Below are 16,817 nucleotides of genomic sequence, written 5' to 3' on the forward strand. Positions count from 1 at the left end.
TCAAGAGCTCACTCTTTATTTGTGCCTAACTTTGTTGCTTAAATAAAAAGTATGACAAAGCAAATTCACACATCAATTACAATTAACGCAAGTAAAGAGAAAATTTGGAAAATACTTACAGATTTTGATAATTACTCGAAATGGAATCCATTTATTAAGTCGGTTACTGGTGAAGTAAAAACCGGAAACAAGATTAAAATAGAATTACAAGGAATGACTTTTAAACCTGTTGTATTAACTTTCACTAAAAATAATGAGCTAAAATGGCTTGGACATTTTTGGTTTAAAGGAATTTTTGACGGCGAACATAAATTTAAATTAACTGACAACGGAAACGGTTCAACAAATTTTGAGCAAAGTGAACGTTTTAGCGGAGTTTTAGTAAAACTATTCTCAAATAAATTAGATACCAATACTAAAAATGGATTTGAGGAAATGAATAAAGAATTGAAATTTCAAGCAGAAAATCAATAAATAATTCACGCTATTTTTAGATGAAAGTTTGGTTTCATACCCAAAACCGAATCCCATAAAAAATAGTATTTTTAATAAAATTTAAAAGCAAAATATTATATTTAACTTTGTCATAAATCAAAGTAAAATGAAAACAACCTATTTATTTCTTATTATAATACTATTGTTTGTTTCTTGCAGCGACAGCGATTCAAAACAAGATAAATATTACTACACATATACTGAAGACAGTGAATTAACCATTGCTTCAATAGAAAATTCGTATATGAAATACGGAAATGTTGAAAACGGTGAAAATTTAGTGTTTGAGTATAGGTTTGATGCGTATGATGAAGAACAAATAGCCGATGATGAATATACTGAGATTATAAGATTTGAAATTGATCCTGAATTAGATAAATTTTCATATTCTAATGAAGAGTTACAACATATAAATAGTGTATTTACAAAGTCTTGCTTTTGCTTTTTCCCTCAAGATGAATCTAAAGATGTTAATGCTACAGGAACAATAAGTGGAGAGAAAATTGATTCAAATAAATGGAAAATTAGTATTGATGTTACTTTTTACGGAGACGAAAAAAGAACATTTGAAGAAAACTTCATCTTAAACTAAAATACTAATTAAAACCACATTACACACAGTACACAGAAAACTATGAAAACTGTAATTTTCACTATTCTATTTGGTTTTACATTTATAAATGTAAGTTTTTGTCAAGAACTTTTAGAAGGGCAAAAAAGATGGAGTTCTGAAAATAAATTAAAAAAAGAGGACTATAAAATTAAAGTGAACAATATAAATAATGATATTATTTATACACAAATTACAATTTCACATAAAGTAAGTGGTTTTGATTTTTTTAAAAAAAACTTTAATAAAAATGTTGAAAATATATTTTTAGGAAATGCTTCTTGGATTGATTCAACAAAAATTAAGAATTTGAATGAACAAATTGAGTTTCAGCAATTACAATTTGACTTAGCAGAAGTAGAAGCTAGAAAATTCAGAAAAGAAATATTAAAAAACAGAAAACAAATTGCAAAAGGTTTTAACATTATAAATCAAATAAGTAATGATATTTTAGCTGAATTTTCAGAAGTACGATTACAAATTATGCTAGAAACTGAAAGTGGAGAAAACAAGCAGAAAATATTTGAATGGAAAGAAAAAATTGCCGCAGAATTAATTGAGTTGAATGATTTCAGTTATGAGAATAACAAAAAAATTCATTTAAATAAGTAAGACTGATGCTAATAACAAATAAAGTTTAAACCAAACAAAAAACTACAAAAAAAATAGCTTCTTCTAAAAAACATTTCATTTATCTGCTTTATCACTTTCCTAACTATTTAAAGAAAACAAGTAATTATATCAAGCTTTAGAAAAAATTATTAAATTTATACCTCAATCACGTACTAAAATTAACTACTAACTTTTATAAAATACGTTGCATTTTCAATACTAAAATATTGATTAATGCTAACGTTTAATTTAATTAAAGTAAAACTAATAAATAGGTTAAAAATAGGCTAACCACCTAAATTAACTACGTGATGGATATCTACCTTTGAAACCCCATCTAAAACAAAAATACAAGGCGAGCAAGCCAAAAATCGTAAAGAGTAGGCAATTATATTAAAATTTAACACAACAGTATGAAGACATTTTATTCCTTTATTTTATTAACTTTTTTTTCAATTAGTAATTCAAATGCACAATTTTTAAAAAGTTTATTAGAGTTACTTCAAGATAATTCTTATGAAAAAAACATTGTTGAACAAAGCAATATTTTCTTTTTTGACAATGCCAACGGCGTAAATAAAATATATGATATAGGTGAAAATGGTAAATTAAATACCAAAACCTTTGATAAAGGGGGCTTAAATAAATCTTGGGATCAAGTATTCACTTACAATTCAAATTCAAAAACATTTGCTTTTTTTTATGACAATGGAAATGGTACAATTAAAATATACAATATTTCAAATGGCGTTCTTGGAACTAAAACCTATGATAAATCAGGATTAAATAAAGGTTGGGATATTATTACACCTATTGCAAATAACAATGGGAAATATGTTCTTTTTTATGATAAGGATTCAGGAGTTATTAAAATTTACACATTAACAAGTAACGGTGAATTAGGTTCTAAAACGTATGATAAGTCTGGTTTAAATAAAAATTGGTTTTCAATCAAAGCTTTTGAAACTGCAACTTCACTATATGTTAGTTTTTATGACAAAAAAAATGGCGTAATTAAAAATTATGCGATTGAAGAAGGAAAACTAGGAACTAAAACTTACGAAAACACCAATATTAATAAAGGTTGGAATATTATAAATACATACGCTGTAAAAGGTGTTAATATCATTTCTTTTTATAGCAATAATGAAGGTGTTTACAAAAGTTATGTTTTAACAAATGACGGAAAAATTGGCGCAAAAGTTTACAATAAAAATATCAATTCATCTTGGGATATCATTTCTCCATATGCCATTTCTAATAACACGTACATTTTATTTTATGATAATGGCAGAGGGTTATCAAAAACTTATATGATTACTGAAGACGGCGGATTAGGTACAAAAATTGATGAAAACAATGCATTAAGAAAAACGTGGAATATTATTGATGTTTATTAAATAATCTTTCCTCATAAAAAATGAATACCATACAATTTACCAATAATTTAAGTGATTCAACCAAAAAGTATACAACATTCGAAAATCTGTATAAGAAGTAAAGCTTACTTCCACCCTACCTTTGTATTATTCTTTTAATCATTAAAAAATAAACAAATGAATCAATTTGGAAAAAAAGGTTGGACACCAAATAGAATTGAAACTTTAATTGGTAAAACATACGTAATAACTGGTACTACAAGCGGAACAGGATTTGAAGCTGCAAAAATATTATTATCAAAAGGAGCAAAAGTAGTAATGCTTAATCGAAACTCAAAAAAATCGGAAAACACTATTATTACTCTAAAACAAGAACTTGGTAATAACATTGATGTAGCTTCAATTCAAATGGATTTATCAGAACAACCATCAGTAAAAAATGCTGCTAAAGAAGTACTAAAAACAGTTGCAAAAATAGATGCTTTAATTTGTAATGCTGCTATTGCGCAAGTACCCAAACAAATACTTACTGTTGACGGTTGGGAGAGTCAAATGGGAACTAATTACTTTGGAAATTTCACATTACAAGCGCTCTTATTTCCTTTAATTGAAAAATCAAAAGGACGAATTGTTACAGTTGGAAGTTTAGGTTACGATATGGGAATTAAAACTATTAAATTTGATGATTTAAATTGGAATCACAATTACACCGGTAACAATGCATATAGCCAAAGTAAACTAGCTCAAATTATGACAATTTATGAATTACAAGATAAATTAAAAGAAGCTGGTAAAACTGAAGTAAAAGCCTATGCGTGTCACCCTGGATCTTCAAGAACCAACCTTATAAGTACAAGCGGAAGCTTTATAATGAAAGTTATTTTTGGATTAATGAAATTGTCACCTTTAACACAAACTGCTGAAAAAGGAGCTTACCCACAATTAATGTGTGCTACAGAACCAAATTTAGAGCAAAGCGAATTTTATGGTCCAACAGGTAGAAGCAATTGGGTTGGTCCTGTAGGAGCACACAAATTAGAGCCACACGCAAAAGATAAAGTTGTTGCTAACAAACTATGGAAACTTTCAGAAAAAGAAACTGGAATAAAATGGAATATTTAAATTTGAACTATGCAGCACTTTAAAACCTTATCGTCATATTTAGATTATTTAAAATTACCTCGTCCTGAGCATCCTATGTTAAGCGTACTCAGCTCAAAAGGAAATGGTTACTTACCTTGCCCAAGGGAAAGTTCACCTCCAATAATAAATGATTGCTATACTATTAGTTTTAAAAAATACGTAGAAGGCAATTTAAACTATGGACGCACAAAATATGATTTTACAAATGGAGCCTTAATATTTATAGCTCCAAGACAAGTGTTACAATGGGATAATAGTGTGGTTTTTGAACAAAAAGGGTTTTCAATAAACATTCACGAAGACTTTTTAAAAGGAACTGCATTAGCACAACAAATTAAAAAATACGGTTTCTTTTCATATTCAGTAAACGAGGCATTACACCTTTCCCCTAAAGAAGAAAAGCAAATAGAATCTATTGTTGAAAATATTGAAATTGAATATCATAACAATCAAGATGTTTTTAGTAAAGAAATTATAATTTCTCAACTAGACACACTATTAAAATATGCAAACCGTTTTTACGAAAGACAATTTTTAAATAGAAAAGAATTATCTAATACATTGTTAGAACAATTCAACAACCATTTAACAGACTATTTTGAATTAGGTGAGCTACAAAAAAATGGAATTCCAAGTATAGAACAAATTGCAAATAAAATGGCTGTTTCGCAACGCTATTTGAGTGATACATTAAAAAAAGAAACCGGTAAAAGTACAACAGAGCATTTACAGTTGCATTTAATAAATGAAGCTAAGAATATATTATTAAAACCAAATAAAAGCATTTCAGAAGTAGCGTACGAATTAGGGTTTGAATATCCACCCTATTTTTCAAGATTATTTAAAAAGAAAGAAGGTATTAGTCCAACACAATACAGAGAAAAATACAACTTAAACTAATAAACTATGGAAGTATTAAAATTAGCCACAGAATGGGCAAAAGCTGAAGTTTTTTCCACACGATTTTTCATAATTTTTGCATTATTGTTTTTAATTGCAAGCATTGGTTTTTGGCAATTAGGAAAAACCGAAATTGCAAGAGCCTACATAATTCCAACAATGGTAGCAGGAGTTTTATTGTTAACAATTGGCCTTGGATTATTCTATACCAATAAATCTAGAATTACAGAATTTGAAAAAGCTTTTCACAGTGATACTTCAGCATTTATAGCTTCAGAAATTGAACGTGCAGAAAGCACTCTAAAAGAATATAAAACAGTTGTTTTTAAAGCTATTCCAATTATAATAATTTTTGCTGCGCTGCTAATAATTTTTGTGAACACTCCTACGTGGCGAGCAATAAGTATTACAACAATAGCAATGTTAATTGTTATTTTATTAATAGATGGCACTGCGCACGCCCGTATAAACACTTATTATAATCAATTGAAATTAGTACAAATCAAAAATTAGTTTCAATAAAAAATTCAATATATTTATAACAATTAAATTACCTTCAAAACTTAACTAAAATACATTTGTGTAAAACAGTATGACCTTAGAAAAAAAGATTGCAAAAGCATTTAACTTAGAAGGCGATGCCTGGCTGAAACACGCAAACCCTTGGTCTATTTGGACAAGATTTGCAACTTTACCTTTTATAATTTTTTCTGTTTGGTCTAGAATTTGGATTGGTTGGTTTTGCCTTATTCCAATATCAATTTTAATTATTTGGTTAATTATCAATCCAACATTATTTAACAAACCTAAAAGTCTAGATAATTGGGGTTCAAAATCTGTATTAGGAGAAAAATATTGGGCTGAACGCAAAAATGTACCTGTACCAAAACACCACCAAACACCTGTTTTAATTTTAACAATTCTTCAAACTATTGGTGTAATTATACTAATAATTGGCCTTTGGAAATTAAAAATAAATTGGACCATTATTGGAATGGTAACAGTATATTTATCAAAAATGTGGTTTTTAGATCGAATGGTTTGGATATTTGAAGAAATGAAAAACCAATAAACTGAACATTATTTTGATTTCACTAAATAAAAAACAACTTGTTGTCATAATTATATCAGGTGGTATACTATTAATTCCGTTAATTGCAATGCAATTTACAGATGAAGTAAATTGGGGATTTTTAGATTTTGTGGTTGCTGCATTTTTACTACTTTCAACAGGTTTTTTGTGTGAATTTGTTGTTCGAAAAATTAAGAAAACGAGTTATCAATTATTCCTAATTGTTTTAATTATAATTGTTCTCTTAACTATTTGGATAGAACTTGCAACTGGTGTATTTAGTTCGCTATAAAAATAAATCAGATAGAAGAATAAATTTTATATTTGCTATACCTTAAAAAAAATATATGAAAAATATTTACTTTGATGATATTTCTATTTTAAAAAAGAATTGGAAAAAAATAGCTCTTTTAATAGTTAGTTTAATTTTGATTCTCTTTGGAACTTTTAATGATATTTTATCTAACAACTGGAATAAATGGATTAAGGCTTCAGGTTTTTTTATGTTTTCAGTTTACTACTTGCTAAAAGTAATCCGGAAAAATTATGTTCAATGGAATAAAATTGGAATGACAATTAGAATTAACTCATACTTTCGTGAAAAAAAAGTAACTTTTGTTGAAATTAATTCTTATAAATTTCAAAATAACATGTTAACTATTTATCAATCAAATAAAACAACTAAAGTAGATTTAAGCAGTATTTTTGAAGCAGATAAAAAAAGACTCATTCAAATCATAAAGGATAATATTGTACCAAATTCTATTAAAATGTAAATTTAGCTTAAATTAAAAATTTTAAATGCTGTATGTTGTATTCGAATACAACACTTTTATCTACACTATATTTCATAGCTAAAATAATGTATCTCTAAACTATTTTTCAGTAACCACTTTTAATTAGTTCATATTTTTTCATTCTCTATCAATTATCACATTTTATTTTTATATGTTTGAAAAAAATATAATAAATGAAAAATCAAAAAGTAGCCTATTTATATGCCATTAGTGCTGTTTTAATTTGGTCTACAGTAGCATCTGCATTTAAAATTTCTTTAAAATATTTAGATTTTTTACAGCTATTGTTACTTTCTTCTTTTGTTTCAACTGCAGTACTTTTGATACTTTTATTTATAAAAAAACAATTCAAAAATTTAAAATCCTATACAAGAAAAGAATACCTTCACTCTGCATTTCTTGGGTTTTTAAACCCTTTTCTATATTACGTTGTACTTTTTAAAGCTTATACTTTATTACCTGCACAAGAAGCACAGCCTTTAAACTATACTTGGCCTATTATGCTGGTTATATTATCTATACCTCTACTACAGCAAAAAATAAATTTGAAGAGTATAATTTCAATTATTATTAGTTTTTTTGGAGTACTAACAATATCAACTCAAGGAGATATTTTAGGGTTTGGTTTCACCAATTTTTATGGAGCTTTATTGGCAATTAGTACAGCTGTTATTTGGGCACTGTTTTGGATTTTCAACACAAAAGATAAAAGAGAAGAAATTCCAAAGCTTTTTTTGAATTTTTTATTTGGGTTGATGTATATTTTTATAGCTACAATTTCATTTTCTGAAATAAAAATTCCAACTTTTGAAGGAATTTTAGGTGCAAGTTATATTGGATTATTTGAAATGGGAATTACCTTTGTTTTATGGTCAAAAGCTCTTGAATTATCAATAACAACCGCAAAAGTTAGTAAACTTATATACTTAGTTCCGTTTCTTTCTTTAATTATTGTTTATTTAGTTTTAGGAGAAAAAATACTTGTATCTACCATTGTAGGTTTGGTATTTATAGTTTTAGGAATACTACTAGAACGTGTAAAATTATTTAATAAAAAGGCTAAAACTACAATACAATATTGATTTAAAACAATAACCGTGAATATTAGAAAAGCTAAACAATTTGATTATGACAGCGTTTGGGAAATATTTTCCAAAGTCATTACAACTGGAGACACCTATGTTTTCAACCCAAATACACCAAAATCAGATTTACAAAAACATTGGTTTGCAAACTATATGAAAACTTATGTGATAGAAGAAAACGATAAACTTCTTGGTACATATATTATAAAACCCAACCAAATTGACTTAGGTAATCACATAGCTAATTGTAGTTATATGGTAAACCCGAACAGCCAAGGAAAAGGAATTGGAAAAACGCTTTGCGAACATTCCATTAAAACAGCTAAAGAAAATAATTTTAAGGCTATTCAATTCAATATAGTTGTAAGCTCTAATAAAAACGCTGTTCAGCTTTGGAAAAAATACGGATTTGAAATAATTGGAACTACACCAAAAGGATTTAGGCACGCTAAACTTGGATTGGTAGATACTTTTATTATGTATAAAGATTTAACCTAAATTTATTAAACAACATATATAAATAGAAAAACCTCTTAAAAAATCTAAGTAGACTTTTAAAGAGGTTTTTAATTATTTCTAAAAAAATAATCTGTATTTAAAACAAGTATTATTTCTTTAAAGCAGTAAAGTAATCAAAAATTTCAGGTACATTTCCGCTTCCCATATCTGCACTAACAGCAGCTTTAAGGTTTGTAGAAGTAGCTTCAGCAATTAATGAAGTTGTACCAAGATCATTCATCATTTGTACAAAATATCCTAGATCTTTGTTTGCATTTGCAATAGAAAATCCTAAATCACTTACATTATCTACAGCGTAGTTTTTACAAAACTTCATAAATGGAGAATTTGATGGTCCTGAAGACATAATATCAAATAATTGTTGAGTATCTACACCTGCAAGTTTTGCGGCAGCAAAAGCTTGAGACATAGCAACAACAGTTGTCATTCCCATAAAGTTATTTATTAGCTTTGTAGTATGACCTGCACCAAGAGCTCCTAAGTAAAATACATTCTCTCCTTGTTCATCAAGTACTGGTTTTACTTTAGCAAAAGTTTCTTTGTCTCCAGCGGCCATAATGTTAAGTAATCCGTCTTTTGCATGTGCAGGAGTACGTCCTAGTGGAGCATCAATCATACCAGCACCTTTTTCAGCTAAATCTTTACCAATTTTAATAGTAGATGCAGGAATTGAAGTTCCAAAATCAATTAAAACAGCACCTTCTTTAATACCAGCTAAAATACCATCATCTCCGTAAACAATTTTTTCAACAACTGCAGAAGTTGTTAAACAAAACATTACAATATCACTTTTTTCAGCTAATTCTTTAGGAGTTGAAGCTTCAACAGCGTTACCACGAGCAATAACCTTTGCAACTTCATCCTTATTTAGATCCATAACTATAAGTTCGAATCCTCTCTTTTGCAGATTTTCGACCATGTTTCCACCCATAAGGCCAAGTCCGATAAATCCGATAGTTGGTTTTTTCATTTTAAAATATAATTTGTTTGTACAAATATATGAATCTGTTTGCTAAAATATCTTACTAAAATTAAAAAAAAATGAAATTTACACCATATAAATAGAAAAAATGCAACTTTTTTAAACATAAATTAAGAAATACTATAAAAAACATACATTTTAAACTTATAACTGTTATCCTAATAAAAAATATATTTTACACAACGGTATATAATATGACAGAATAAAAAACGCATAAAATTCAAAAAAACAACTAATTAGTTTTTTTGATTATGTTTGTAAAAACTATACTATAAAACTATGAAACATCTATTTTTAGCCATAATCTTATTTTCTTCTTTTGTACATTCTCAAAAAATTGAAAAAAACAACAAACCTATTTTTGTATTAGTTCATGGAACTTTTCAGTGGGGAGGACAATGGAATCTTTTAAAAGATGATTTAACTAGTAAAGGATATCAAGTTTACAATCCAACACTTACAGGACTTGGTGAAAAAAATCATTTACTAAGTAAAGAAACTGGTATTACTACTCATATTAATGATATTGTTAATTTTATTGAATGGAATCAACTTGACCACATTATTCTTGTTGGGCATTCATATGGAGGACCTGTAATTTCTGGTGTAGTTGATAAAGTTGGTCATAAAATAGTACACCAAGTATATGTAGATTGTGCTCCATTAGATCAAGGTGAAAATACACTAGATGTTTTTGGACCCGATGTAGCAAGCATCTCAATAAAATCAGCTAATGAAATGGGTGATGGTTGGCTAATTGCACCAGACGCATTAAGAGAACCTATTGCTACAATGCGAAAACACCCCTTAAAATCATATCAAGAAAGAGTTTACTTTGAAAATGAAATTCAAACCAACGGAACTATTATTTTAGCTACAGAAGCTACGTCAATTTTTGGGTATATGCGGACCAAAACAGCTCCTAAAAAAGCGAAAGCTAGAAACTGGAAAATTTATACAATAGAAGGACCTCATACCTTACAAGAACAAGATCCTTCTATGTCTAAAATTTCTAAAATAATGGTAGATATTGCAGCTCAAATTACTTATTAAAAATAAGCAGCATTGCTAATTGAAATTGTTTTTTTAAAGAATTAAGTATTCACTTTTCCAATAATATTTTCAACAGATGCAATTTTCTGCTTTAAACATCCACTTTTCCCCTTACGAATATCAAACTTTAGGCTTGAATAGACTCTGTCACAATCTGGTTCTAACACATCATAAGATTGCTGTATAATAGCCAAAGCATCAGCAACAGTGTCGGTTTCAATAATAGTTCCCATTGGTGTAAGTTGGTAACTAACACCACTTTCACGAATTAATTTAATAACCTTACTTACATAAGGGCTTACACTTTCACCTTTATCAGTTGGAAACATAGCAAATTCTAATAGTACAGACATTTATTTAAAAGTATTAATTATATAAACAAAGATATAAAAGTAGTGAACTTATAACTTGATTATATAAATAAAAAATAGCAATTAAACTTTAACTTAAAAAAGTTTGATTCTTTTTATAGTTACAGTAGGCTAGCAAATACTTCAAAAAACAATTCAATAAAAACCGTAACTTCCTGTAAATTAAACTATTTATAAATTAAATTTCATTAAATTTATAGTAAAATTATTTGCTAAAATGAAATAGTGTTATTCACGATCTAAAAAAAGAAATATGAAGTCCTCCCCTTCTTATCAAGAATTAGTAAGTTTGATAACTAAACTTCAAAAAAAACTTGAAATTAGTAAATCAGAGTTCTTTTCTCAAAAAGAACATACATATCATTCACTTTTTGAAAATATGTCTGAAGGTTTTGCACGTTGTCAAATCCTTTATAAAAACAATAAACCTATTGATTTTATTTATTTAGAAGTAAATAAAGCCTTCGAAAAATTAACTGGACTCAAAAATGTTGTTGGAAAACCTATTTCAGAAATTTTACCGAATCATATTGATGAAAATAGTACACTTTTTAATATGTATGAACGTGTTTCTCGCACAGGAATTTCAGAAAAAATAGAAACTTTTGTGCCTTCTTTAGAAATGTGGTTTTCAATTTCGGCTTACAGTTCAGAAAAAGGGCAATTCCTAGTGATTTTTGATAATATTACAGAACGAAAAAAAATACAAGAATCACTTAAATATAGTGAAGCACAATTTCGTGGGCTATTTATTCAATCACATGTTGGCACTGCAATTGTTGGTCTAGATAAACGTTTTATAAAAGTAAATGAATCTTTATGTAATTTTTTAGGATATACTGAAAACGAGATGCTTGGAAAAACCATTACTGAATTTACACACCCTGAAGATACAGAGATTGGAATTGAAGATATGAAGCGAATTGTAAAAGGAGAGCTTTCGTTTTCAAAGGCGCAAAAGCGCTATCTAAAAAAAGATGGCACTATTGCTTGGGGTGAAATTACCATTAGTATTGTTAAAAATGAAAGTAAAAAACCACTTTACTTTTTGCCAATTATACAAGATATTACAGAACGCAAAAATACTGAACTTCTTATTAGGGAAAATGAACGAAAATTAAAAAATCTTAATGATACCAAAGACAAGCTTTTCTCAATTATTGCACACGATCTAAGAAGTCCGTTTAATAGCATATTAGGCTTTTCAGAACTACTAATTGAACATTCACAAGATTTTGAAATTGACAAATCTGAAAAATTTTTAGAGATCATAAATTCATCTGCAAAAAATGCGCTCAGTTTACTTAACAACTTATTGCATTGGGCTAAAACACAAACCGGACAAATTAGTAACAAACCGCAAATAGTTAGTTTAGCACCAATTATAAATAATGTAGTTGCACTCTCCTGCTCAAATGCAAAAGCTAAAAACATAAAATTAAAATATAAGCAACCAAGTGTTATTGAAGCTTATACAGATGTAAATATGTTAAAAGTAGTTTTACGTAATTTAATTTCAAATGCCATAAAATTTACCAATGTAAATGGAAAAATAGACATATTTACCATTCAAAATGAAAACCATATTGAAATTAAAGTATCTGATAATGGTGTTGGAATGCCTAAAGAAACTCAACAAAAATTATTTAATATTAATCCAACAATAGTAAAAGATGGAACAGCTGCCGAAAAAGGTACTGGTTTAGGGTTGATACTATGTAAAGAGTTTGTAGAAAAACTAAATGGAAAAATTTGGGTTGAAAGTGAATTAGGCATTGGAAGCAGTTTTATTTTTACCTTGCCAATAAAAAAAGTTGAAAGCATAAATTTTAATTCTTGAAATTCAATTGTTCATGTTTAGGTTTTAATTTTAGTTCTAACAATTATCTTCTTATTTTAGCCATCTATTTTAAGTATATCAAACCATTTCTTTTTAAATGAAGAATATCACAATTATTGGAGGAGGACCTGCTGCACTAATGCTTGCTGCAGAATTAGACACCAAAAAATACAACATAACACTCATTGAAAAGAAAAAGGCACTTGGCAGAAAGTTTTTAGTTGCTGGTAAAGGCGGGCTAAACCTTACGTTTAACTCTTCAATAGAAAAACTTATAAACCAATATTCTCCAAGTGAGTTTATGGCTCCTACTCTACAACAATTTTCTAATCATGATTTTATAAATTGGTTAAATTCTAATGATATTGCAACTTTTATTGGGTCAAGCAATCGAGTATTTTCAGCAATGGAATTAAAACCTATTGAAGTACTTAATAAAATTATTGCAATTCTTAAGGCTAAAAAAAACACCAACATTCAACTAAATACTACTTGGCTTGGTTGGGATGCACATAATAATTTACTGTTTGAAAACTTTGAAACTATAAAACCCGATATTGTGGTTTTTGCTTTAGGTGGCGCCAGTTGGAAAGTTACAGGTTCTGATGGAAAATGGAGCGAGTTATTTAAAAAACGCCAAGTAAATGTGCTTCCTTTTAGAGCTGCAAACTGTGCATTTGAAGTAAATTGGAGCAAAGATTTTATTGCAACACACGAAGGAAAGCCTTTAAAAAATATTGCTTTAAATTTTAACAATCATTTTTCTAAAGGTGAATTGGTAGTTTCAAAATTTGGTCTTGAAGGAAATGCCATTTATGCTTTAAGTGAAAAAATTCAAAATGAACTCCTTTCCAATAACTTCGCTGTAATTCATTTAGACTTAAAACCAACAATGAGTGAAAGTCAAATAAAAGCAAAATTCATAAAAAACAAAAAGCTAAAAATCACAGATGCATTAAAAAAAGTTCTGAATTTAGACAGAACCGCCATTGCATTGCTAAAACAATTTACAGATAAAGATACATTTTCAAATATTGAACTACTTTCAAAAACCATAAAAAGTGTTCCGGTTAAACTAAAATCTTCTGAAGCATTAGATAAAGCTATTTCAAGTTTGGGAGGAATTTCTTTAAGTGAAATAGATGAAAATTTTCAATGTAAAAAATTACCTAACACATATGCCATTGGAGAAATGTTAGATTGGTACGCTCCTACCGGCGGATATTTATTACAAGGTTGTTTTAGTATGGGATACGTTTTAGCAAAGCACTTAAATAACCAAAAGCTATAAACAAGTTATAACTACTATTTTTAAGGTATTATAATTTATAGCGTTTTCTACAAAGTACATAAAATCTACTTTAATTTTTAATCACATAAATTTGAAATATTAGGTTTTAAAACATTCTGAAATATTAATAAATCTATTGTATATTGTGAGCTAATTATTTGACTTATTAACTTGAATTAAATGAAAAAACTAAATATTTATGCTATTGCTCTTGGTGCAGCACTGTTATTATTTATTACAAATATTGTTTTAATAAGCATTGGTAAAATTGAACAAGCAGGAATTACAATGCTTGCCTTTTTTTGTGTACTTGCTTTAGGGTTTAAAGGATACAAATCATTAAAAGGTTATGTGTTTACATCGTTACTATTTGCAGGAATTGTAATGGCTTTTTATTACCCTCAATATTTTATAAGTTTTAAAGGATATGCTTTAACTAATTTAATTGTTCCTCTTATTCAAATTATAATGTTTGGAATGGGAATATCTATGAGTCCAAAAGATTTTTCAAATGTTTTTAAATCTCCAAAAGCTGTTTTTGTAGGTGTGTCTGCGCAATTAGGAATTATGCCAATTGTTGGGTTTATATTAGCTAAAATAAGTGGTTTTCCACCTGAAATTGCTGCAGGAATTGTTTTAATTGGTGCTTCGCCAAGCGGAGTTGCATCAAATGTTATTGCTTATTTAGCAAAAGCAAATGTTGCTTTATCAATTACAATTACATCAATTGCTACATTACTTGCTCCTTTTGTAACCCCAATTCTTATGAAATTACTAGCAGGTGAATTTATTGAAATTGACGTTTTAAATATGATGTGGACCATTATTAAAATGATTATTCTTCCTATTGGAGCTGGTTTAATTTTTAATAAAATTTTAGGTTCAAAAACAAAATTATTAAATCAAATTATGCCAATAGTTTCCATGGTTGGAATTGGAGTTATTATTGCTATAATTGTTTCAAAAGGTAGAGATAGTCTTTTAGACATTGGAGGCCTTTTATTAGTACTAGTTTTAATACACAATATTTGTGGTTATACGCTAGGATATTGGTATGCACGCTTATTAAAATTAACTGAACGTGATGCTAGAACCATTGCCATTGAAGTTGGTATGCAAAACGGAGGTTTAGCTTCAGGTATCGCAAATTCCTTAGGTAAAATTGCAACTATGGGATTAGCACCTGCAGTATTTAGCCCACTTATGAATATCTCAGGTTCAATTTTAGCTTCTTACTGGCATAAAAAATCTCCTAAAGACCAAACATAGGTAACAAAAAATTAAATTTAAATGTGTATAAAAATATAAGTTCAAAAATTGTAACTTCACAACTTTATTTTTCAACATTTAGAAAAATTTTAAGTGAACAAATTATTTTTGAAAACTACCTATAACCAAACATTAAAAATGAATGTAGTTTTCCAAATTTAATATTTCATTTAGAATTTCAAAATACAAACCAAACCTAATTATTTTATTAAAGTTTGTATTCAAAATTCGCAAAATAGAATAAACAAATAATTAATAAAACCCTTAAATAACCGTAAATGAAAAATTATATTACAACCGTATTATTCGTATTCTTAAGCTTTGTAGCATTACACAGTCAAGAAATTCCATACCAAGATTTGGAAACAAAATCGTTGGAGAGCACACCTTATTCAAAATCTATTTTAGAAAATGCCATTAAAGGAATTTCTGTTGATCATATTGCTATTTCAAGTGACAATGTAATTACAGACACTTCAAAAGAAGGTTTTAAAACCATTTACCTATTTGTAAAAGGTAAAGGTACTGTTACTGCTAAAAATACAGCGTATGAAATAGTTCCTGAAACTATTTTAGTGCCAAATGCAATTCAACAAGTTACTATTACAACTGCAAAAAATGACACTTTACATTACTTAAAAATTGAAAGTAAATTAACAGCACAAGATCTTCTTGATTTAAAAGAATTTCCTGCTAAAAACACGCAAAATGTGTATTACGCAAAATTTACAGATTGCCAATCATACACAGAACCTATAAAAAGCCCAAATACGGTAAGCCGCACAATATTTCCTAATAAATACATTCCTAGAATTGCAATGGGAACAGTTCAAACAAAAGGACCTGATGCTGTTGGTGCTCATGAACACCCAATGCTAGAACAATTATTTTTAGGACTATCAAAAAACAATGCTGTAGTGTATGCGGATGATGCTAAAGTAAATTTTTCTGAATTTTCTGTGCTTCATATTCCTCTTGGGTCAAGTCATTCTGTAAGTGTTGAAGAAGATGAAATTTTATACTATGTATGGATGGATTTCTTTTTAGATAAAAAAGGTGAAGAATGGTTAAAAACACACAATACAAGTGACGAAAAAGAATAGCTAAATACAACTTTTACAAGTTAAAAAAATAGCTTTATAAAAAACAATTCACCAATAAAAGGTGAATTGTTTTTTTTTGCATTATTCGTAATAATTCTATAATTAATATACTTCTTTTAATTTCATGTATTATCACAGTTTATCACTTGAAACAAACAATTAAAAACAGTACTTTAGCCAAAATTTTATGAAATATATCACCATTTCTTTAAATTAATTAAGAATCTTTGGTTTTTAAAATGGTTACATATAAAATGCTTTAATTAAGTTAGTTAAAAAAACATAGCATTCATAAA

At 28.0% G+C, this 16,817-nt stretch carries 19 protein-coding genes; 17 read left to right on the top strand and 2 right to left on the bottom strand.

Translation table 11 applies throughout. The annotated features are described in order from the left end of the window. Positions 1-51 precede the first annotated feature (51 nt). The 12 genes from ACFQ5N_RS14150 (at position 52) to ACFQ5N_RS14205 (ending at position 8,591) form a co-directional block, all read left to right on the top strand. Positions 52-474 (top strand): SRPBCC family protein, encoded by a 423-nt coding sequence (locus ACFQ5N_RS14150; RefSeq protein ID WP_386810435.1) that lies wholly within the window; start codon positions 52-54, stop codon positions 472-474. Positions 475-601: 127 nt separating this feature from the next. Further along, a complete protein-coding gene (locus ACFQ5N_RS14155) occupies positions 602-1,087 on the top strand; it encodes a hypothetical protein (protein ID WP_386810436.1) in 486 nt (161 codons plus the stop codon). A 42-nt stretch (positions 1,088-1,129) separates the two neighbouring features. Next, positions 1,130-1,717, top strand: coding sequence for a hypothetical protein (locus ACFQ5N_RS14160; RefSeq protein WP_386810437.1), 588 nt, complete (start codon positions 1,130-1,132; stop codon positions 1,715-1,717). Between the two features lie 413 nt (positions 1,718-2,130). Further along, positions 2,131-3,117 carry a hypothetical protein gene (locus tag ACFQ5N_RS14165; RefSeq protein ID WP_386810438.1) on the top strand — a complete coding sequence of 329 codons (987 nt, stop codon included), beginning with the start codon at positions 2,131-2,133 and terminating at the stop codon, positions 3,115-3,117. Between the two features lie 156 nt (positions 3,118-3,273). Then, positions 3,274-4,218, top strand: coding sequence for an SDR family NAD(P)-dependent oxidoreductase (locus ACFQ5N_RS14170; RefSeq protein ID WP_386810439.1), 945 nt, complete (start codon positions 3,274-3,276; stop codon positions 4,216-4,218). A 9-nt stretch (positions 4,219-4,227) separates the two neighbouring features. Next, positions 4,228-5,139 carry a helix-turn-helix domain-containing protein gene (locus tag ACFQ5N_RS14175; RefSeq protein ID WP_386810440.1) on the top strand — a complete coding sequence of 304 codons (912 nt, stop codon included), beginning with the start codon at positions 4,228-4,230 and terminating at the stop codon, positions 5,137-5,139. Between the two features lie 6 nt (positions 5,140-5,145). Then, entirely contained in the window at positions 5,146-5,652 is a 507-nt protein-coding gene (locus ACFQ5N_RS14180) for a hypothetical protein (RefSeq protein ID WP_386810441.1), read from the top strand. A gap of 79 nt (positions 5,653-5,731) precedes the next feature. Next, on the top strand, positions 5,732-6,211 hold the full coding sequence (locus ACFQ5N_RS14185) for a DUF6653 family protein (RefSeq protein WP_386810442.1): 480 nt from the start codon (positions 5,732-5,734) through the stop codon (positions 6,209-6,211). 13 nt (positions 6,212-6,224) lie between these two features. Next, on the top strand, positions 6,225-6,503 hold the full coding sequence (locus ACFQ5N_RS14190; protein ID WP_386810443.1) for a hypothetical protein: 279 nt from the start codon (positions 6,225-6,227) through the stop codon (positions 6,501-6,503). Positions 6,504-6,558: 55 nt separating this feature from the next. Continuing rightward, the gene (locus ACFQ5N_RS14195; RefSeq protein WP_386810444.1) at positions 6,559-6,987 is read left to right on the top strand and encodes a hypothetical protein; all 429 of its coding nucleotides are present in this window, start codon (positions 6,559-6,561) and stop codon (positions 6,985-6,987) included. A gap of 194 nt (positions 6,988-7,181) precedes the next feature. Then, positions 7,182-8,090, top strand: coding sequence for a DMT family transporter (locus ACFQ5N_RS14200; RefSeq protein WP_386810445.1), 909 nt, complete (start codon positions 7,182-7,184; stop codon positions 8,088-8,090). 15 nt (positions 8,091-8,105) lie between these two features. Further along, the gene (locus tag ACFQ5N_RS14205) at positions 8,106-8,591 is read left to right on the top strand and encodes a GNAT family N-acetyltransferase (RefSeq protein WP_386810446.1); all 486 of its coding nucleotides are present in this window, start codon (positions 8,106-8,108) and stop codon (positions 8,589-8,591) included. A gap of 109 nt (positions 8,592-8,700) precedes the next feature. Here ACFQ5N_RS14205 and ACFQ5N_RS14210 read toward each other — a convergent pair whose 3' ends face one another. After that, complete coding sequence (locus tag ACFQ5N_RS14210) at positions 8,701-9,582, bottom strand: NAD(P)-dependent oxidoreductase (RefSeq protein ID WP_386810447.1); 882 nt, start codon at positions 9,580-9,582, stop codon at positions 8,701-8,703. Between the two features lie 291 nt (positions 9,583-9,873). On the opposite strand from ACFQ5N_RS14210, the gene ACFQ5N_RS14215 reads away from it, so the two are divergent. Next, positions 9,874-10,647 (top strand): alpha/beta fold hydrolase, encoded by a 774-nt coding sequence (locus tag ACFQ5N_RS14215; protein WP_386810448.1) that lies wholly within the window; start codon positions 9,874-9,876, stop codon positions 10,645-10,647. Between the two features lie 41 nt (positions 10,648-10,688). On the opposite strand, the gene ACFQ5N_RS14220 is transcribed toward ACFQ5N_RS14215, so the two are convergent. Continuing rightward, positions 10,689-11,000, bottom strand: coding sequence for an MTH1187 family thiamine-binding protein (locus ACFQ5N_RS14220; protein WP_386810449.1), 312 nt, complete (start codon positions 10,998-11,000; stop codon positions 10,689-10,691). A gap of 271 nt (positions 11,001-11,271) precedes the next feature. Here ACFQ5N_RS14220 and ACFQ5N_RS14225 point away from each other — a divergent pair, with 271 nt between their 5' ends. The 4 genes from ACFQ5N_RS14225 to ACFQ5N_RS14240 all read left to right on the top strand — a co-directional run bounded on the left by ACFQ5N_RS14225 (position 11,272) and on the right by ACFQ5N_RS14240 (position 16,521). Next, on the top strand, positions 11,272-12,858 hold the full coding sequence (locus tag ACFQ5N_RS14225; RefSeq protein WP_386810450.1) for a sensor histidine kinase: 1,587 nt from the start codon (positions 11,272-11,274) through the stop codon (positions 12,856-12,858). Between the two features lie 97 nt (positions 12,859-12,955). After that, positions 12,956-14,149, top strand: coding sequence for a BaiN/RdsA family NAD(P)/FAD-dependent oxidoreductase (locus ACFQ5N_RS14230; protein WP_386810451.1), 1,194 nt, complete (start codon positions 12,956-12,958; stop codon positions 14,147-14,149). Between the two features lie 180 nt (positions 14,150-14,329). After that, positions 14,330-15,418 carry a bile acid:sodium symporter family protein gene (locus ACFQ5N_RS14235; protein WP_386810452.1) on the top strand — a complete coding sequence of 363 codons (1,089 nt, stop codon included), beginning with the start codon at positions 14,330-14,332 and terminating at the stop codon, positions 15,416-15,418. A 278-nt stretch (positions 15,419-15,696) separates the two neighbouring features. After that, positions 15,697-16,521, top strand: a complete 825-nt coding sequence (locus ACFQ5N_RS14240; RefSeq protein WP_386810454.1) for a cupin domain-containing protein — start codon at positions 15,697-15,699, stop codon at positions 16,519-16,521. The last annotated feature ends 296 nt before the right edge of the window (positions 16,522-16,817 follow it).

The sequence above is a fragment of the Lutibacter holmesii genome (assembly GCF_042679665.1).
Classification (GTDB): Bacteria; Bacteroidota; Bacteroidia; order Flavobacteriales; family Flavobacteriaceae; genus Lutibacter; species Lutibacter holmesii.